Origin of the sequence: Bradyrhizobium sp. RT6a (genome assembly GCF_040547675.1) — a bacterium.
In the GTDB taxonomy this organism is placed as follows: domain Bacteria; phylum Pseudomonadota; class Alphaproteobacteria; order Rhizobiales; family Xanthobacteraceae; genus Bradyrhizobium.
Genome location: NZ_JBEPQC010000011.1, coordinates 136,447 through 156,543, shown reverse-complemented (window position 1 = coordinate 156,543; position 20,097 = coordinate 136,447). Strand labels below are relative to the sequence as shown.

Here is a 20,097-nt window from a genome sequence, read left to right as displayed (position 1 = left end):
TGGTTAGGTCGACTTCATCAACAACTCAAAACATCCCGCTTGCCGCGAGCGCCTTGCAGACGTGCTGCATCTCGGTCTCGTCTGCGACCATGTCGAGCATGATCGTGGTCAGCCCTTTCGCGGCAAATTCCTTCAGCTTCGCGCCGATCTCCGCGTAGCTGCCGACGAGGTAGGGGCAGTCGGCCTGGAAGGTCAGGAACGGCAGCAGCCAATAGCCATTGTCCGCTAGCTCGCCGCTCTGGCCCTCGTAGAGGCGCCGCTTCCACACGGAATCGCTGTTTTCCACGGTGAGTGCGAGCAGTTCGCGATCGTCGGCATTATCGCGGAAACGCGCCTTTGCCGCTTGTCGTGCCTCGTCGCGTCCCTCGCGGGCGAAAATTCCAAAATTCACGCCCGGCGCATCGAGGCCGCGGTCGAGATCGGGCGGCAGCATCTGCATCTTGATGCAGCCGGTCTCCTTCGCCACGCGCTGTGCCGGCTCGGACTGGCCTGCGACCAGAAATTCCGGCATCAGCTCCGGCGGCAGGCGCGGCCGCAGTTGCAGGTTGCTTGCGCGGTAGAACCGGCCCTCGAAAGTCGCCGGCCGCGGGCTTGCCAGCAGCTGGCGCATCAGCGCAACGAATTCGCCGAGCCGGACATAGCGGTCGGCATGCGACTGCTCGTCGCCGAGCCCCTGCAAATCGCTGACCGCCGTCCCCGTGATCATGTTGAGATAGACCTTGCGGCCGTGGAGCTGCGCAAAGGACGAGACAAATTTCGCCGCCGTGAACGGGTGCATGTAGACCGGATTGACCGCGATCAGCGGCGAGGATCGGGTCGTCTCGCCGATGATGTGCTGGGCCATCGCCCAGGGCTCGACGAACACGTCGTTGCCTTCGAACAGCAGGATGCCTTCGAAGCCGTTGCGGTCGGCGAACTGCGCGACCCGCATCAACTCGGCGACGTATTTCTTGGGGTCGCGGTTGCGCGAAATCGCGGGAAATACGCGCAGCCGCCGCGGCGTCATTCAGCCGCCTCCTGCAGCGGCCACGCATTGCGGGTGATGGGAAGGCCGCCGGTGGCGCGGGAGCCATCGGCAATCGCGAGACGATGCGAGGGCGACGGCGAGATCAGCTGGAATCGCCACCCTTGCGGATCGTCGGCAATATCGGGCTTGAAGCTGATCTCGATCGCCTCGCGCGAGACCTGCATTGCGAAGGCGTCGAGCGGCAGATTGAGGCCGAAACCCCTGGCCTTCAGATAGGCTTCTTTCAGCGTCCAGTAGTCGAAGAAGCGCTCGGTCGCAGCGGGCTCCGGCAGTCCGCGCAGCGTTTCGACCTCTTCCGGCGCGAAGAACCGAAGCGCGGTCGACAGCGGCGCCACCCGACTCGAGACGGTCTCGACGTCGACGCCGACGGTCTCATGCCCTGACACGACGCAGGCGACGCAGCCGTCGGCGTGTGACAGGCTGAAATGCAGCGAGCTCGAGGTCTTGGGCGATGCGACAAACGGCCGCCCGTAACGCCCGGCCGCAAACGACCAGTCGGTGGGTGCGACATCAGGTGCGACATGCGAGAGCGCAAGGCGCAACATTGCGTGCGCGAAAATATATTGCCGCTGGTGTCGCTCGAACACGAAGCGGTCGGCTCGTACGCGTTCGTCGACCGAGAGCAGGCGCCGGCACGTATCAACCGCATCCGGCCCGTCAAAAGTCTCGATCAGTCCGACAAACAGTTCAATTCTGTCGTCTGCCATCAATTGGGCCCATGGCGTCAGGCCGGGGCCAAATCCCCTGCCATGACGGAAGAATCAACTGAGCAAGAATCAACTGAGCGGACCGCTTCTAGCGGTCCACTCGGGCGAATCCTTGTCGATTGCTGGCCGGTTTACGGGCGCAAGCTTGTGCGAGACCCCAACTCGACACGCGAGCGGCCAAATTTGAAAGCTGAAGCCCGAAAACTGAAGCCTGGAGATTGGTGCGGCGTCCCGGCCGACGAGTCTTACGTCTTCTTCTTCTTGGACTTCTTTGAGCCGCCCAACATCGAGATGCTAGCGTCGACGTCCTTCAGCGCGGACTGCAGCTTCTTCTTCTCGGCGCCGAGCAACTTCTGCAGGGCCTTGCGGTCCTTGTCGCTCAACGAGGTGCCCTTGGTAAATTTGATGAAACCCATAACGAACTCCCCGGTTGAAAATAATCGTCCAAATCAAAACGCGAGAATAATCTTGCGCGATGGCGCCAAATAATCAAGATGCAACTTGGTCATTCACAGCTTTGACGAGTGACCCCGTATTCGTCCGTGCTTTGCGGCCGGTTATGCCGCCCTGCGATTGAGCAATCGGCCGAGTGGCGCATTGGGTTGGACGAGAGCAGCCCCGAGCAGCGCGACAAGATCCTCTATCCACTGGCCGATCGTAGCGCCGTCGAGCAGCTCGCTCTTGTAATTGCATGAACCGGTGATTCCCGTCGACCGCTCCTTGAGCATCAGCGACAGCCAGGTCTGGTCGATCGGCAGCACCGGCTGGCCTTCGCGGGCGATGTTGCCGATCGATGCTGTCGTGAGATCAGGCAAATCGAGCGGCCGGCGCAGCGGATTTTGCAGGGTGAAATAGACCTGGAGCAGCGAGGCTGGATTGATCCCCTCCTGCTCCAGATGGTCGGCCAGGATGTTGAACGGCAGCTCCTGGCGCGCATGCGCGTCGAGCACGCTCTGGCGGACCCGGTCCACGGCCTGCGCGAACGACAGCTCCGGGGTGATTTTGGTGCGAACGATCACCGTGTTCTCGAACGGACCGACGATCCGGTCGGTGTCCGGCTGGGCGCGATTGGCCATGGCGGTGGCGACCGAGATGTCGTCGCGACCGGTCCGCGCCAGCAGCAGGGCCTTCAAGCCGGTCAGCAGGCACATGAACAGCGTGCAATTGTGCTGGCCGGCGAAAGCCGTGAGCCGGCTGATCAGCTCACGCTCGAGACTGACCGGATGGTGCCCCCTGGACGGGCCCGGGCTTGATTCGCCCTCGAAGAGGGGAGGCGCCCCGCGCAAATTCTCGGTCCAGTCGGCCGCCTGACGGCGGGCGGCATCGGTGCCGCACCACCAGCGTTGCCAGCGCGCCACGTCCGAAAAAGCCGGCGGCGGTTTCGGCAGCGGCACCGACCGATAGCCGGCCAGCGCCGCATAACGGTTGGATATTTCCTCGAACAGCACGCCGATCGACCAGCCATCGACGACGGCGTGGTGCAGTGTCAGCAGCAACACGTGATCGCCGTCGTGAAGTCGCAGCAGCCGGGCGCGCAGCAGCGGCGCGCGCGTGGTGTCGATCGGGGTATAGGTCTCCTGTTCGATCAGGAGATCGATCTTGCGGAGCTCCAGCGCCTTGCGCCGCTTGTTGTTGTGGGGCTGACCGTCGCCGATCGTCTCGACGGCCAGAACACGGCCGAGGGCGCCGGGCGCGGCGATGCGGCTGACGGGCTCCCCGCCGTTCCAGCCGAAATGGGTCCGCAGCGATTCGTGCCGGCGCACGATGTCGTCGATCGCCTGCGCCAGAGCAGCCAGAATGAGCGGCCCCTGGAGACGGAAGGCGAAAGGCAGGTTGAACAGCGGCAGTCCCTGAAGATTCTGCTCGATCCGCAGCATCTGGTCCTGCGCGATCGAGAGCGTGGGAGGGCTGCCTTCGGCCAGGCTCGCTGTAGCCAGCCTTGCGAAACTTGCGGCCGGCTTGCGCGGCTTTGCCGCCACGGCCTCGTCGACCCGCCGGGCAAGCTCGTCGATCGTCGGTGCCTCGAAGATGGTCTTGATCGGCAGCGACACGCCGAGCGCCCGAGCGACGCGCGCCATGACTTGGCCCGCCAGCAGCGAATGGCCACCGAGGTCGAAGAAATTGTCGGTCACGCCGAGGCTCTCGACCGTCAGCAGGTCGATCCAGATGTCGGACAGTACCTTTTCGGTGAAGCGCCGCGCCGGCACGGTCGTATCCGGTCCGGACGTTTCCTGCTGCGCCGGCGCCAGCAGCGCGCTCCGGTCGATTTTGCCATGGGCATTGAGCGGCACCTGATCCAGGAACAGGAACGCGGACGGGATGGCATGGCCCGGCAGCCGGCTCTTCAGGAAGTCGCGCAGCTCGCTGGCGCTGCTCCGGCTGCCGGATCTTGCGACGATATGGGCGATCAGCCTGACATCGCCGCTCGCTTCGCGACGGGGCTCGACGATGCCGGCGCGCACATCCGGATGGTCGGCAAGCGCGTTCTCGATCTCCTTGAGCTCGATACGGTAGCCGCGGACCTTGACCTGATGGTCGGCGCGACCGAGGCATTCGATCGTGCCGTCGGCGCGGCGACGGGCGAGGTCGCCGGTCCGGTACAGCCGGCTGCTTGCTTTGCGCGAGAACGGATCGGGCAGGAAGCGCTGCCGGTTCTGCGCGGGATCGTTGACATAGCCGCGGCCGACACCGGCGCCGCCGATGCAGAGCTCGCCGGTCACGCCGACCGGCTGCGGCTGCAGGCTTGCGTCGAGCACGTAGAGCTGCATGTTCGGAAGCGCCGCGCCGACCGGGACATGGCCCGTGTCGGTCGCCGGCGCCTTGGTCAGGCGATGCAGCGACACGTCGTCGGAACATTCCGACGCACCATAGGCATTGATCAGCGGCACTTTCGGGCAGTGGGCAAACCAGGCCTTGCAGAGATCGACGGGCAGCGGTTCGCCCGTCGAGATCAGAAGGCGCAGCCTTGCAAAGGCGCGTCGGACCTGTGTCTCGTCCATGCGATCGAGGATCACGCGCAGCAGCGACGGGACGATCTCCAGCACTGTGATGCCCTCGCGCTCGATCTCGCGCGCGAGCAAAATCGGGTCCTGCACGATCGCGGTACCGCAGACATGGACGCGCGCGCCGACCATGGGCCCCGCGAGGAACTGCCACACCGAGATGACAAAACTCTGCGGCGCGGTCTGCGCGATCACGTCCCGGGACGAGAGGTTCAGCTCGGAGATGAGCGAGGCCAGATGGTTCGAAAGCCCGCGCTGCTCGATCATGACGCCCTTCGGCGCGCCGGAGGAGCCGGAGGTGTAGATGAGATAGGCAAGGCTCGAAGCCGCGCGCCGCGTTGCGCGGGCCGGCTTGGTCGACGCTGGCGCGATGGCGTCCTCGAGCTCGGCCGTTTGAATGCGCTCGACCAGCGGTTCGAGCAGCGCCTCGGCCATGGACGACTGCGCCCGTCCGGTCAGCAGCATGCGGGCGCCGCTCGATCCGAGGATGGTTGCGAGCCGTGCCGGTGGCTGGTCGGGATCGAGATTGAGGAAGGCGGCGCCAACGCGTTGCACGGCGATCATCGCGGCAAGCAGGTCGGGCCCGCGATCTGCAAGCAAGGCAACCACGGCCTCGGCACCGATGCCTTCGAGGGTGAGCCAGCGCGCGACCGCCTGGCTGCGGCGGGCCAGCTCGCGATAGCTCAGGGACGTGCGGCCGTCCGACACCGCGATCGCGTTCGGGGTCTTCTTGACCTGGCGGTCGAAACGTTCGCTCGGATTGCCGCGCGTGGCGAAATTGGCCGGCACGCCCCGGCCCTGCGCCAGCAGCTGCCGGCGTTCGGTCTCGGTCAGGAGTGGCAGGTGCGAGATGCGCTGCTCGGGATCGGCGATGACGGATTTGAGCAGGGTTTTGAACTGAGCTGCCATACCTTCGATCGTCGCCGCGTCGAACAGATCGGTGGCGTATTCGAAGAAGCCGGTGAAACGGCCGTCGGCCTCGACCAGTTCGAGCGTGATGTCGAATCGCGCCACCTTTGGATCGATCTCGAGCCGCCGCGTCGACAGACCGGAGAAACGTGCCGCCTCGATCGAGGCGTTCTGGAGGATGAACATGATCCGGAACAGCGGGTTGCCGTCGCTCCTTCGCGCGATCTGAAGCGCGCGCAGGACTTCCTCGATCGGGAGGTCCTGATTGCGATAGGCATCGAGCGTGACCTGCCGTACCCGGCGCAACATGTCGACGAAGCTCGGATCGCCGCCAAAATCATTGCGCAGGATCAGGGTGTTGGCGAACAGTCCGATCAGGCGCTCGCTCTCGATCTGGTTGCGGTTGGCGATCAAAGATCCCGTCGCGACATCCTCATGTCGGGTGTGACGGAACAGCAGGCACTGGAACGCCGCGAGGAGGGTCATGAAGGGCGTGACGCCCTGGTTCTGGCTCAGCGCACGCAGGTCGGCCGACAGAATTCTGGAGAACTCGAGATAGTGACGGGCACCGTGGCCGCTCCAGACCTCCGGCCCTGGCCGGTCGGTTCGCAGCGGCAGCGTGGTGACGCCGTCGAGATGCGTCCGCCAGTAGTCGAGCTGCTCTTTTGCCGCCGACGTCTTCGTCCAGCTCTGCTGCCAGAGCGCAAAGTCGCGGTACTGGAAGGCGGGCGAAGGCAGTGCCGCCACGTCGTTCTTGCGCGCTGCCGAATAATGGGCGGCGAGTTCTTCCCAGAACAGCCGCTGCGACCAGCCGTCGGTGACGAGGTGATGGACATTGACCACGAGCGCGTGGCTGCTCTTGTCGAACGAGAGCAGCGTGACCTTCAGGGGCGCCTCATGCGCAAGGTCGAACGGATGTTGCGCGAGCCGGAGCGCTTCGCGCCTGACGACAGCGGCCCGCTTGTCCGCAGGGCAGGGCTTGAGCTTGATCCGCTCGAACTGCGGCGGCGATTGCAGCACAAGCTGCACCGGCTCGCCCTCGCGTTCAACGATGATCGATCGCAACGCCTCATGGCGCGCCGAGATCGCGGCGAGGCCAGTAGAAAGTGCGGCGACGCCGAGCCCACCCTTGAGGAGCGCGACTTCGACGACGTTATAATTGTAGCGCGTGGGGTCGAGCCGCGAGAGCACGTACATCCGCTGCTGCTGGAACGAGAGCGGCGCGTCTGCTTCCGTGGCCTGCTGCCAGGCCGGCAGCAGCGTTTCGCGATGGGTTGAGGCAGTCTCGATCCGGGCCGCAAGCGCGGCGGCCGTGGCGCAATCAAAAACGTCCTCGAACGAGAAGTCGACATTGAAACGCTCGCGCAGGCGCGAGCGCATCTGCGTCACCGCGAGCGAGTCCGCGCCGAGCGCGAAGACGTCCTGATCGCCCCCGACCTGCGGCAGCTCCAGCAAATTGGCCCAGACCCCGGCGAGCTCAGTCTCCAGCGCGTTGCGCGGCAGACGGGCAGCCTCCTCGCCGCCGTCCACGTTTGCGATCAGCTCGGCCAGCGCATTGCGCTTGACCTTGCCGCTGGCGCCTTTCGGCAGCGTCGCCACGCTGCGGATCAGGCTCGGCACCTTGTAGGCCGCGAGCCGCTTCCGGGCGAACTGACGCAACTGGTCCGAGGTCGCCTCGGAATTCGGCCGCAGCACCACGATTGCGGCGACGTTCTCGCCGAGCTTCTGGTGCGGGACGGCAAACACGCCGGCCTCCAGCACCGCCGGATGGCTGAGCAGAACCTCTTCCACCTCGAGGGGCGAGATCTTCTGCCCGCCGCGGTTGATGACGTCCTTGATGCGGCCGACGATGAAGAGATAGCCGTCAGCGTCGAGATAGCCGAGATCGCCGGTCCTGAACCAGCCGTTGCGAAATGCAGCCTGCGTCGCCGCCTCGTCATTATAGTAGCCGCGGCTCATGTTGAGTCCGCGCAGCATGATCTCGCCATGCTCGCCGCTGGCGAGCGCGCGGCCCGTCTCGTCCATGATTGCGATTTCGGGGCCCGCGGCACGGCCGACCGATCCGGCCTTGCGCAGCTCGAACGGGTTGGCCGCGATCTGCGAGGCCGCCTCCGTCATGCCGTAGGTTTCGAGCACGGGAACGCCGAACGTCGCCTCCAGCCCGTCGAGGATCGCAGGCGCAAGCGATGCCGAGGCGGAGCGGATCACGCGCAGCGACGACGATCGGGCAAGATCCGGGTTCGCCTCCGCCGCCGTCAGCAGCGCGCGATGGATGGTCGGCACTGCCGTGTACCAGGTCGGTTGCAGCTGCCGCATCCAGCCGAAGAAGGAGGATGCGTCGAAACCGTCGGTACAGATCACGCTGGAGCCCGCGGCCAGCGCCGTCAGCAGGCCGGAGATCAAACCATGGGCGTGAAACAGCGGCAGGACGTTGAGCAGACGATCGTGGGACGCGAGCGACAGCACGCGGCCGGCGTTGTAGGCGGAGAGACACACATTGCGATGCGTCAGCGGCACCATCTTCGGCCGCGCCGCCGTGCCCGATGTCAGCAGGATGAACGCGTCATCGTCGCCGCGCGAGGCGCCGATGCTGCTCGCCGGTCCAACCGCAGGCCCGACGAACGCGCAGCCGCCGAGATCATCTTGCGGCCCCGGCATGAAATCGATCACGGCAATATCGAGCGCCTTGGCGACATCGCGGGCGGCCGAGTTCGTGTCGGCCCTGGTGACGAGCGCCGTCAGCTTCAATTCGCTGAAATAGCGTTGCAGCTCGTCCGCCGTCAGATCGGGATTGACGGGGACGCAAGCGCAGCTCGAGGCGACCGTAATCAGAGCCAGTGCGCTGTCGGCACCGCGCGGCAGCGCAACCGCAATGCGGTCGGCAGGTGCAATGCCAAACCCGCGCAGCGTGCTGACGAGCTCATGCGTTCGCTCGGCAATCTCGCCGTAGTTGAGGACCGGCCGGCCGGGGGCGAGGAGGGCGGGGGCCGCCGGCGTCTTGCGGGCATGGAAATCGAGAAGGCCGCCGATATGCGCGAATATCTTCGTTTCGGCCGTCGTGCCGGCTGATTCCTGCGGCGCTGGGCGTGTGGCGTCCGACAATTCCGTTCCCTTTTGATCCGATTGGGCTATTCTTCCAAGAAGTTAAGGAACGCGTCCAGTCTGAGGTGAAGTTTTGGCCCCAAAATCTGTGGTTGCGGGGCCCTGAGCCCTTCGACGGAGTGATTGGGTCGGGCAGAATCACCATGCTGGAGAATGAGCCGGGCACGGGAGCGGAAGGCGGGCTGAAGCGCTGGCTCGAGGGCATCGGTCTTAGCCACTATACCGATCTCTTCGCGCAACACCGTCTCGATCTCGACGTCATGGGGGACCTGACCGAATCCGATCTGGTCGAGCTCGGCTTGCCGCTCGGCGATCGGAAGCGGCTCCAGCGGGCCATGACCGCGCTGTTCCGGGCCGAAACCGCGGAGAAGGCCGACGCGACGGTGCGCCCGCAAGTCCGGACGGAGGTCGGCGCCGAGCGACGTCAGCTCACCACCATGTTCTGCGACATGGTGGATTCCACCTCGCTCTCGGTGCAGTTCGATCCGGAAGACGTGCGCGACATGATCGCGAGCTTCCGCGAAACCTGTGTCCGCGTGGTGAAGCATTACGAAGGTTTTGCCGCCCGTTTCGTCGGGGACGGTATTTTGGTCTATTTCGGCTATCCGACCGCACATGAGGACGACGCCGAGCGCGCCGTGCGTGCGGGGCTGGAAATCGTCCGGGTGCTGTCCACCGCCCGCGCGATCGAGCCACGTGGCGCGCTCAGCCACTCACCCGCCGTCCGCATCGGCATCGCGACCGGTATCGTCGTGGTTGGCGACCTCGTCGGACAGGGCACCGAAGAGCGCGACTCCGCGGTCGGAGAGACCGTCAATCTCGCCGCGCGCCTGCAAGGTCTGGCGCCGCCCAACGGTGTGGTGATTTCCACGTCGACCCAGTCGCTGCTGAAGGGGAAGTTCGACTACCGCGATCTCGGCGTCCACGCGCTGAAAGGCATCTCGGAGAAAGCCCAGGCCTGGCACGTGATGCGCGCCTCGCGGGTGGAGACCCGCTTCGCCGCCGCGATGGGCACGCGGCTGACCCCGCTCGTCAACCGCGAGGAGGAGATCGCGCTGCTGATGGGGCGCTGGCAGCAGGCCAAGGAGGGCGAGGGCCAGGTCGTGGTCAAGTTCGGCGAGCCCGGCATCGGCAAGTCGCGCATCATCCAGGAAATCTTCGAGCGCATCGCGGGCGATCGCCATGGACAGGTCTCGTTCCAGTGCTCGCCCTATTACACCTCCACGGCGTTCTATCCGTTCGCCGAACAGCTCAAATTCTCTCTCGGTCTCGATCGCGAGGACGCGTCCGTGCAGTCGCTGGCGAGCCTGGAGACCGCGATCGCCGCCGCTCATGGCGACATCGAGCAGGTTGCGCCGCTGCTTGCCGCGCTGTTGTCCATTCCGACCGGTGACCGCTATCCGCCGCTGGAGCTGTCGCCGCAGCAGCAAAAGGATGCAACCGTCGCGGCACTGGTCAATCATTTCCTCGGCCTTGCGCGCGAGCAGCCGCTGGTGATCGCATTCGAGGATCTGCACTGGATCGACCCGACATCCCGTGAGGTGATCGATCTCCTGGTCGACCGGGCACAGAACCGGGCAATCCTGGTCATCATCACCGCGCGGACCGAATTCCAGCCGAGCTGGAACGCCCATTCGCATATCACGACCCTGGTGCTGAGCCGGTTGAGCCGGCAGTTGCGCGCGACGCTGGTCGAGCGCGTGGCGGGACGCGAGCTTCCCAAGGAAGTCATCGAGGAAATCATCGTCAAGACCGACGGCGTGCCGCTGTTCCTGGAGGAGCTGACCAAGACGGTGCTCGAATCCAACCTCCTGACCGAACGGCACGGGCGCTACGTGCTGTCGGGCCCGTGGCGGCAGCTCGCGATCCCGGCGACGCTGACGGACTCGCTGATGGCGCGGCTGGACCGGATGGGGCCGTTCAAACGGATCGCGCAGATCGGCGCCACCATCGGCCGCGAATTCTCCTACGAGACCCTGCACGCAGTCGCCAACACGCCCGCCGAACAGATCGAGGCCGCGCTCAATCATCTGGAGGAGGCCGGGCTGATCATGCGCCGCGGCCATCCGCCCGACGCGCTCTACTCCTTCAAGCACGTGATGATTCAGAACGCCGCGCATGCGAGCTTGCTGCACAGCGAGCGGCGCAAGCTGCATTCCCGGATCGCGCAGGTGCTCGCCGAGATGTATCCCGAGAAGACCGAGCGCGAACCGGAACTGCTCGCCCATCATATGACTGAATCCGGCCAGAGCGAGAGCGCCGCCAGCTTCTGGCTCAAGGCCGGCAAGCAGGCGGCCAAGAGTGGCGCCAATCTGGAGGCGATCGGGCATCTGGGCCGCGGCCTCGGCGTCGTGCAGGCCAATGCGCGCATGCAGGGCGCCGACGAGATGGAGCTCGAGCTGCGCATCGCGCTCGGCAACGCACTGATCGCCGCCAAGGGCTATGCCGTGCAGGAGGTCGAGGAGAACTACGTTCGCGCCCTCGAACTCGGCCAGCAGCTCGACGACGACGAAAAGGCCTTCGCCGCCACGCGCGGGCTCTGGGTCTGTCATTTCATCCGCGCCGATCTGACCCGCGCGCACGATCTCAGCGTCGAGCTGTTGAAGTTCGCCAAGCGCGAGCGGCTGAACGAAGGGACGCAACCGGCGCAGCAGACCGGCTATCTGATCGAGGCGCATCGCTCGATCGCGATGACCATGCTCTATCGCGGGCGCTTTGCCGCGTCCCAGCACCACCTGCACCGCTGCATCAACCTCTACAGCCCCGACCTGCACTCCGATCTGATGGAGCGGCACGGCACCGATCCCGGCGTCGTCTCGCTGTCCTATCTCGGCTACCTGCTGTGGTTCCTCGGCCGGCCCGACGCGGCGCGCCAGCACAGCGAGCAGGCGATCGCGAACGCCGAGAAGATCCGCCACCCCTTCACGCTCGCCTTCGCGCTCGTGTTCGGCGCCTATCTCTGCCAGCATTTACGCGATGTCGAGGGCACGCGCGACCACGCCAACCGCGCCATGATCATCGCCACCGAGCACAATTTCCTGCACTGGAAGCAGCAGGCGGCGATCCTGCGCGGCTGGGCGCTGGCGCAGCTCGGCGAGGCCGACGAAGGCCTCAGCCAGATGCGGTTCGGCCTCGACGAATACGAAGCGATGGATTCCTGGCTCGCCGGCTGCTGGTTCCGCTGCCTGCTCGCGGAGGCCTACGCCAAGGTGGGGATGCGCGACGCCGCCCTGCGCGCGCTGGACGGTGCGCTCGCGACCGCAAGACGGACCGGCGACCACTCCTACCTCGCCGAAGTCTACCGCCTGCAAGGCGAGATCACTCTGTCGGACGGGAATCCAGCCTCGGTGCAGGAGGCCGAGGACCTGTTCAACCTGTCGCTGGAGATCGCGCGCAAGCAGGGCGCACTGTCGTGGGAGCTTCGCACCGCCGTCAGCCTCGCGCGCCTGTCGCACGAGGCCGGCAAGCGCGAGCACGCTAGTCTCCTGCTCGTACCGATCGTCGGCAGGTTCAGCGAGGGCTTTTCCACGCCGGACCTGAAACAGGCGATGCAACTGATCAGCGAGCTCGGAGCGGACGCGCCTGTTCGCGAACAGGCCATCCCGTGAGATGAGCGACCTTGCCGCCGCGCGTGCGCGTTACGTGGAGCTGATCGCAAGGCGCGAGCGCATCTCCTCGACGCGCCTGCTCGAAGCCCTCGCCATTGTTCCGCGTGAAAACTTTCTGGCGAAGGGGCCGTGGCGCATCAAGAGCGAGGCGGCCCGCAACTATCGGCTGACGCCGGATGCCGATCCCGTTCATCTCCAGGACAATGTGCTGGTCGCGATCGATGCGCGCCGCAAGCTCGACACCGGACTGCCGAGCCTGTGGGCGCACTTCATCGATTTGCTCGACGTCGGGGAAAAAGACCGTGTCGTCCAGATCGGCTGCGGGCTCGGTTATTTCTCGGCCGTGCTGTCGAAGATCGTGGGCCCGAAGGGCAGGGTGCGGGCAATCGAATGCGACGAACGGCTTGCGTCGCGCGCCGCGAATTATCTCAGCGCCTATCGCAACGTCGCGGTCGTCCATGGCGATGGATGCGAGGACATCGGCGAACCCGCCGACGTGATCATCGTTCATGCCGGCTTCTCGCAGCCGCATCCGCTCTGGCTTCGTTCGCTTCGTCCGCGCGGCCGGCTTCTGGTGCCGCTGACCCAGCGGGACCGCGAAGGCGCCGCCCTCAAGATCACCCGCAAGGGCAAGGGGTTCGAAGCCGAGGCGGTGCAGCAGGTCCGGATCTTCCCCGGCCAGGGCCGAGGTGTGACCGCACTCGACGACCGCGTCGCCGACTGGTGGCAGCGCGCCTCCGCGCTGGCCCCGCTGCGTTTTCGCGGCATCGAGCAGGGGCTGCCATCGGATGGCTAATGCTTCGTTTCATTTTACCTTGATTGCGAATGTAAGTATCCAACGCGTCTCGACGCCGCTATGACTGCGGCCTGATCGCCATACGAGCGCGTGCCATGCATTCCGTTGCCCTGCTGACCGCCAGCTACGCCAAGGATATCGAACGCTTTTCGCTGCTCAGCGAGAGCATCGACACCTGGTTGACGGGCTACACGCGGCATTATGTTCTCGTTAACGATGAGGATCTGCCGCTGTTCGCGCGGTTCGCTTCCGACAAGCGTGTCATCGTTCCGGCCTCGCTCTATTTGCCGAAATGGCTGTGGGCGCTGCCGCCGGCTCTTCAGTTCATCAGCAAACGGCGCGTCTGGCTGTCGTTGCTGTCGTCACCCGTCCATGGCTGGCACATCCAGCAGATCCTCAAGATTGCCGGCGTCCTCAACGCGCCCGAGCAGCGCGTCTGCATCCTGGATTCGGACAATCTGTTCTTCCGCGAATTCGACGTCAGCCAATACGCCGGCGCCGAGAAGACGCCGCTGTTCGTCACGCGCAACGGGATCGACGCCGCCCACCCCTTGCATGTCCTGTGGCTCCGCACCGTCGATCAACTCCTTGGTATCAAGAACCGGTCCTTCCCCGCGGACGACTATGTCGGCAACGCACTGGTCTGGGACAAGGACACCGCGCGCGCGATGACCGACGGGATCAAGTCGGCGACGGGATTGAACTGGGTTCTGGCACTGTGCCGGAAGAAGAAGTTCTCGGAATATCTCATGTACGGCCATTTCGTCGCGAACTCGCCCGCGCATCTGGCCACCCATCGGATCACGGAAGACAGCATCGCGGTCTCGCATTGGGACGACACGCGCCTCGACCGCCCGGCCATCGAAACGATGATGCGCGCCGCTTCGCCCGACCAGGTGGCGCTGTGCATCCAGTCCTATTCGTCGACCTCGATCGACGATATCCGCGACGTGTTCCGCCTCAGTTCGCGCGACCGTCGCGCTCCGAGCCTGTCGCCCGAGCACATGGGCGAGGAGGCTCAGTTCGAAGTGCCGAAAGCTCGCTAGACCTTACACGTCCCTCGTGAACTTGCTGATCACGTTCATGAACGGCTTCGGCTTGAACTCGCCGTCTAGCGGCAAAGGACGGTTCGGCTGCTTGTCGGCGCGGGCAAAGGTGCCGTTGATCCAGCTGTAGCGGTCCGACAGGCCCCAGGTCAGGATCGAGCGCACCGGTCCGCTGGTCGAGATCGCGGTCAGGAGGTCATTAACGCGCTTGGCAACGATGGCATCGCGCTCCGCCGGCGTCCCCGTCAGCTTCTGGTCGTCGACGTCGAGCTCGGTGACGAGCACCTCGAGGCCCCAGGCGCGCAGCTCGGTCACGAATTCCGCGAGCCCATGGGTGTCGATCTCGAGTTCGGCATGCAGATGCGACTGCAGTCCCACGGCGTGCAACGGCACGCCCTGGTCGAGCAGGTCCATGATGAGATTGCGGTAGGCCGCGCGCTTCGCAATGAACGTGTCCTTTGCCGACTCGATGTCGTATTCGTTGATCGCGAGCTTGACGAAGGGGTCGGCCGCGGCCGCCGTACGGAACGCCAGCGGAATCCAGCGATTGCCGAGGTGCTGCGTCCAGAACGAGTCGCGCCGGTCTTTTGGACTGCGCGGATTGTCCGGGATCGGCTCGTTGACGACGTCCCACGACGTCAGCTTGTCCTTGTAATAGGAGACGACGGTGCCGATGTGGTCGACATAGGCGCGCTCGACGCCCTTGCTATCCTTGATCTGCTTGGTCCAGTCCGGAATGTCGTGATACCAGGCGAGCGCGTGGCCGCGCATCGTCAGGTCGTTCTGCCGCGCGAAATCCAGGATCGCGTCGGCACGTTCGAAGGCAAAGGTGTGCGCGTCGGGACGCAGCATCGGCCATTTCAGCTCGAGCACCGGAACCACCTGCGTGCAATAGGTGCTGATGGCTTCGCCGAGCCTGGGATCGGCTTGCAGATCCCAGAGCGTGGCCGCGGCACCAAATCCCTGATGGCGCTGGGCGAGTTTCGACATCGGCGCTGCGGACGCCGATGCGCCCGCCGCGAGTGCGGCGGCGCTGCCGACAAGAAATTCGCGTCTGTCGAGCCTGGTCACGGCATTCCTTATCGAGCCAACGCGCCATCGTACCAAGCGACGCCTTGCAACGCCGGGGTTTCCCCTCGTTGGGTTAACTTTGCCATTTCCAAAACACGGTTCCTTTCGGTAGCCACGCCCCCGTCAGGGAAGGGCAAATTTAACGCTAACCCGCGAAAGCGGCCTCAAAGCCGCATTCGCCGCCCGATCTCCAGACTTATGTGACACTGTTGAAGGATGCTGCGGCGCAATTCGTTCGCCCCGCCATGGTCCAATTGATGAACGGCCGTCACACTCGCAACAATGTTGCCGGTCCCGTGCTCGCATGCTGAACCGCCATTTCTCGATTTATCTCGTCGCCTACATCCTGCCCGCGGCTGTGGGCTTCTTCGCCGTCACGGCCTACACGCGGCTGCTGACGCCGGCGGAGTACGGCGTCTATGTCGTCGGCATCAGCCTCGCCGGCATTCTGGGCGCGATCTTCTTCGCCTGGATCAAGCTGTCTGTGTCGCGCTATCAGGCGATGTCGGCCGAGGTGGATTTTCGCGGCACTGCAATGGTCGCCTTCGCGCTCACCGTTGCCGTCCTCTGCGCCACCACGCCGCTGGTCTTCCTGTTCCGCAGTGATCTCAGCGTTGGGCTGCTGCTTGCCAGCATGTTCGTCGCAATCATGGCGAATGCCGTCGATGTCGGGCAGGAGTTCGAGCGCGCAAAACTGCGCCCTTACAGGTTCGCGGCGATCTCGATCGTGCGCAGTGTGTCGAGCGTCGGTTTCGGCCTGCTCGGCATCTGGCTCGGCTGGGGTGGATTGGGACTGCTCGCCGCATTCGGCCTGGGTTCGCTCGCCGGGATCATCCTGAACCTCGTCGGGGACCGCACCAGGATCGCGCGCTTTCAGCGCAGCCAGTTCGTGCAGCTGGCGCGCTACGGCCTGCCGCTGACGCTGGCCGGATTGTCCGTTGCGGTCTACTCGGCCTGCGACCGCCTCATCGTGGCTTATTTGCTCGGCAAGGACGCCGCGGGCATCTTTGGCGTCGCCGCCGATCTGCCGCGACAGTTCATGGTCATGATCGCCTCCAGCGTTGCTGCGGCGACAGTCCCGCTGGTATTCCGGTCATTGTCGGACAAAAATACCGAGACGACGCGGGAGCGGCTGACCGAGAGCCTCGAACTTCTCCTCGTCGTGGTCGCGCCCGTCGCCGTCTGGCTCGCGCTCGCAGCCGACCAGGTCGCCGGCACGCTCGTCGGCGTCGACTTCCGCGCCGGCGTATCGGCGCTGCTGCCGACCCTGGTGCTCGCCCGCTTGTTCGGCATCGCCAATCAATTCTACGTGCAGATCAGCTTCCAGCTTGCCGAGCGGCCGTTCATGCTGGCGGCGCAGTCGTTCCTGACGCTGGTCGTCAGCGTGGCGTTGATGTTCGTGCTGGTGGCCGGTCATGGCCTCTACGGCGCGGCGCTGGCGACGCTTGCGACCGAAGCGATCGGCTTCCTCGTTGCCGTCGTCCTGATGCATCGCGCCTACCCGGTCCCGTTCGACCTCCACCGCCTCGCCGGCGTTGCCGTCTCCGCCGCGGCGATGGCGGCTGCCATTCTCGTTGCACGATCCCAGGTCAATGGCATCGGCCTCGTCCCGCTCATTGTCGTAAGCCTTGCCGGCGGGCTCGCTTATGCCGCCGCAGCGTGGTTGCTGAACGTCGCCAATGTCCGGACGCTGTCGCTGCGTTTCCTGCGAACCTTCAATCGGAAGGCGTTGGGCGTTTAGCCGCGGTCTCTGACGAGGCTCGGCCTCGCTGTGCGAGGCCTTGGAAACCCCCTTGGCTTGGCGATGTCTCGGTTCCGGCTAGAAGTGGTCCAGGCGAAGGGCGATTTTGTTGCGTCGGTGGCCATAACCGTGCTTCTTGGGCGGCATGTCGGGAGCAGAGCAGATATGAGCCAAGGAATACCGGAAATCCGCGCATCGGCGCAGTTGCTTGCCCGCTATCGCGAGCCCGACAATGCGCGGGGTATCCTCGAACTGGCGATTACGGCGATACCGTTCGTCGTCATCTGGGCTCTGATCTGGGCCGCTCTTGACCAGGGTTATTGGTTTGCCCTCCTGCTGGAGGTGCCCGCGGCGGGTTTGCTGGTCCGCCTCTTCATGATCCAGCACGATTGCGGACACGGCTCTTTCTTCCGCGGCCGCCTTGCGAACGATTGGGTCGGCCGTGCCCTCGGCGTGATGACACTGACGCCATACGGGTACTGGCGGCGCAACCATGCAGGCCATCATGCGAACTCCGGCAATCTCGATCAAAGGGGCTTAGGCGACATCGACACGTTGACGACGCGCGAATTTCTCGGGCGGTCGCGATGGCGTCGGACGCTATATCGTTTGTATCGACATCCCCTGGTGATGTTTGGCGTCGGTCCCTCGTATTTGTTCATCTTGAAGCACCGATTGCCGGTCGGGATGATGGGGCGCGGCTGGAAACCCTGGCTGAGCACGATGGGCACGAACATCGCCCTCGCGGTTCTCGTCGTCACGATGATCCAGCTGGTCGGCTATGGGCCGTTCCTGCTCGTGCACCTGCCGATCATTGTTCTGGCAGCGTCGATCGGTGTCTGGCTGTTCTACGTCCAGCACCAGTTCGAGCACACGCATTGGGCCCACGACGAGACCTGGAATTTTCACGACGCCGCGCTGCACGGCAGCTCCCACTATCAATTGCCGGGCGTCCTGCGATGGTTCACGGCAAATATCGGCGTCCACCACATCCATCATTTGTCCAGTCGAATTCCCTACTATCGCTTGCAGGACGTGTTGCGCGACAATCCGCAGTTCGCTGGTGTCGGGCGGATTACGCTGCTCCAGAGTTTGCGGACCGTGCGGCTGACCTTGTGGGACGAGGAGCGGCAGCGGCTCGTCTCCTTTGGGGAGGCGGCCTTGTTTGGCAAGGCGGCTTTGACTCCAGTGGCTTAGCTTACGCGGCCGCCGAATGGCGTGAATCCGCGCGATCGGAAACGATGGGCGTCTAGCGGCCGTTCAACGTGGCCTCGCCGTCCGACGCCAGGCGCTGGCAGCCGTGTCACCGACCCCTCGGTCATTCTGTCGCAGCGATAGACCGCCAGCTTCGGCCGGGCGCCGCCCTTCCGCCTGCGTTAACCGTCGTATATGAGATTTATCGCCGGAACGTGCCGAATGTCGCCACAGACGGAACGTAAGGCGGCTGCGATTTCTTAATTCAAAGATCGCAATCTGATCAATGACCGGCGGACTGGCATTTCGACCGAGGATGGCATGAGAAACCTGATGACAACGGCGCAATCCACCGTGGCGATGCGGCGTTGGGGGCCTCCCGGGATTGTGACCTTGGCGGCAATGCTCGCCTTTGCGGCTGTGGGCCCGGCCAATGCGGCCAAGCAGGCGCGCCAGCCGGCCGAGGCGGCGGCGCCGCGCGAGGCCGGCGAGCCGATCATGGCGATCGTGTCGATCAAGAGCCAGCAGGTCACCTTCTACGACGCCGAGGGCTGGATTTTTCGCGCGCCGGTGTCCACCGGCACGACGGGACGCGAGACACCGGCCGGCGTCTTCGCCATCGTCGAGAAGGACAAGGACCACCGCTCGACCATGTATGACGACGCCTGGATGCCGAACATGCAGCGCATCACCTGGAACGGCATCGCGCTGCATGGCGGGCCGCTGCCCGGCTATGCCGCTTCGCATGGCTGCGTGCGGATGCCGTTCGGCTTCGCGGAAGGCCTGTTCGACAAGACCAACATAGGCATGCGGGTGATCATCTCGCCGAACGACGCGGCTCCGATCGACATCGTTCATCCCGCATTGTTCATGCCGAAGCGGGACGCCATTGCGGCGGCGCCGGGCCAGATCGGCAAGCTCTCCGGCGAGGCGGAGGAGGCCACAAGGGCGGCCGACGAGGCCAAGAAGGCCGCGACTTTGGCCGCGAAAGAGGCGGCATCGCTGCCGGCCTCGCTGCGCAAACTGGAACAACAGAGGACCCGCGCTGACGCCGAGCTCGCCTTCGCCGACAAGCAGCTCGCGGCCGCCAAGACCGATCAGGCCCGCGCCAAGGCCGAGGAGCTGAAGCAGAAGGCCGCCACCAGGGCCGCCGACGCGGCGACGCAGCTCGATGCCGCCAAGGCCGCCGCACAGCCGAAGCGCGATGCGGTCGCGGCCACGAAGGAGGCGGCCAAGGCGGCAGCGGCCAGGAAGGTCGACGCCGTGAAGGCTGCGACCGACGCAAAGCTCGCGCTCGAACCGGTCTCGGTCTACATCAGCCGCGCGACGCAGAAGCTCTACGTGAGGCGGAACACGCACAAGCCGGCACCGGACGGCGGCGGCGAGGTATTCGACACCAGCATCGAGGTTCCCGTCACGATCCGCAATCCGGATCAGCCGCTCGGCACGCATATCTTCACGGCGATGGCGAAGAACGATACGGGCCTGCGCTGGAGCGTGGTCACGATCGAAGACGGCGACAACGCCAGGAACGCGCTCGACCGCATTACCATCCCGCAGGAGGTGCTCGATCGCATCGCGCCGACCGCGTTGCCGCGGTCCTCGATCATCATCTCGGACGAGCCGCTGAGTGCTGAAACCAACTACCGCACCGAGTTCGTCGCGGTGCTGAGCAACCAACCCCAGGGTGGTTTCATCACGCGCAAGCCAACCGCGCCTCCGATGGCCATGGCGAGCGACGACGGCTGGGACAATGGCGGCAATGGTTTCGGCTTCTTCTTCCAGCGCGATCCGAACCCGCAGCCCGTCAATCCGCGCCGGCGCGGCCAGTATCAATATTATCAGCCGGCACAGCCGATGCAGCGGGGCTTCTGGTAAGAGGCGGGCAGATCGA

General features: G+C 65.0%; 11 protein-coding genes. 6 read left to right on the top strand and 5 right to left on the bottom strand.

Going from position 1 to position 20,097, the window contains the following annotated elements:
* Positions 1 to 25: 25 nt before the first annotated feature.
* From ABIC03_RS36045 to ABIC03_RS36030, 4 genes are all read right to left on the bottom strand, one after another.
* Positions 26 to 1,006, bottom strand: coding sequence for an LLM class flavin-dependent oxidoreductase (locus tag ABIC03_RS36045; RefSeq protein ID WP_275172173.1), 981 nt, complete (start codon positions 1,004 to 1,006; stop codon positions 26 to 28).
* Positions 1,003 to 1,734 (bottom strand): 4'-phosphopantetheinyl transferase family protein, encoded by a 732-nt coding sequence (locus tag ABIC03_RS36040; protein WP_354065290.1) that lies wholly within the window; start codon positions 1,732 to 1,734, stop codon positions 1,003 to 1,005. The genes ABIC03_RS36045 and ABIC03_RS36040 overlap by 4 nt, the downstream gene beginning before the upstream one ends.
* A 245-nt stretch (positions 1,735 to 1,979) precedes the next feature.
* A complete protein-coding gene (locus tag ABIC03_RS36035) occupies positions 1,980 to 2,150 on the bottom strand; it encodes a hypothetical protein (RefSeq protein ID WP_162847227.1) in 171 nt (56 codons plus the stop codon).
* Between the two features lie 141 nt (positions 2,151 to 2,291).
* Positions 2,292 to 8,747, bottom strand: coding sequence for a non-ribosomal peptide synthetase (locus ABIC03_RS36030; protein WP_354065288.1), 6,456 nt, complete (start codon positions 8,745 to 8,747; stop codon positions 2,292 to 2,294).
* A 143-nt stretch (positions 8,748 to 8,890) separates the two neighbouring features.
* Here ABIC03_RS36030 and ABIC03_RS36025 point away from each other — a divergent pair, with 143 nt between their 5' ends.
* From ABIC03_RS36025 to ABIC03_RS36015, 3 genes are all read left to right on the top strand, one after another.
* Complete coding sequence (locus ABIC03_RS36025) at positions 8,891 to 12,355, top strand: ATP-binding protein (RefSeq protein ID WP_354065286.1); 3,465 nt, start codon at positions 8,891 to 8,893, stop codon at positions 12,353 to 12,355.
* Position 12,356: 1 nt separating this feature from the next.
* Positions 12,357 to 13,151 carry a protein-L-isoaspartate O-methyltransferase family protein gene (locus ABIC03_RS36020; protein ID WP_354065284.1) on the top strand — a complete coding sequence of 265 codons (795 nt, stop codon included), beginning with the start codon at positions 12,357 to 12,359 and terminating at the stop codon, positions 13,149 to 13,151.
* Between the two features lie 95 nt (positions 13,152 to 13,246).
* Entirely contained in the window at positions 13,247 to 14,197 is a 951-nt protein-coding gene (locus tag ABIC03_RS36015) for a DUF6492 family protein (protein ID WP_354065281.1), read from the top strand.
* A 3-nt stretch (positions 14,198 to 14,200) separates the two neighbouring features.
* Here the strand turns inward: ABIC03_RS36015 and ABIC03_RS36010 are convergent, their stop codons facing one another.
* Positions 14,201 to 15,268: an endo-1,4-beta-xylanase gene (locus tag ABIC03_RS36010; RefSeq protein WP_354065279.1), complete on the bottom strand. Its 1,068-nt coding sequence runs from the start codon at positions 15,266 to 15,268 to the stop codon at positions 14,201 to 14,203.
* 304 nt (positions 15,269 to 15,572) lie between these two features.
* On the opposite strand from ABIC03_RS36010, the gene ABIC03_RS36005 reads away from it, so the two are divergent.
* From ABIC03_RS36005 to ABIC03_RS35995, 3 genes are all read left to right on the top strand, one after another.
* Positions 15,573 to 17,009 (top strand): lipopolysaccharide biosynthesis protein, encoded by a 1,437-nt coding sequence (locus ABIC03_RS36005; RefSeq protein WP_354065277.1) that lies wholly within the window; start codon positions 15,573 to 15,575, stop codon positions 17,007 to 17,009.
* 165 nt (positions 17,010 to 17,174) lie between these two features.
* Positions 17,175 to 18,206 (top strand): fatty acid desaturase, encoded by a 1,032-nt coding sequence (locus ABIC03_RS36000; RefSeq protein ID WP_354065349.1) that lies wholly within the window; start codon positions 17,175 to 17,177, stop codon positions 18,204 to 18,206.
* A 318-nt stretch (positions 18,207 to 18,524) separates the two neighbouring features.
* Positions 18,525 to 20,081, top strand: coding sequence for a L,D-transpeptidase (locus ABIC03_RS35995; protein WP_354065275.1), 1,557 nt, complete (start codon positions 18,525 to 18,527; stop codon positions 20,079 to 20,081).
* Positions 20,082 to 20,097: the final 16 nt, after the last annotated feature.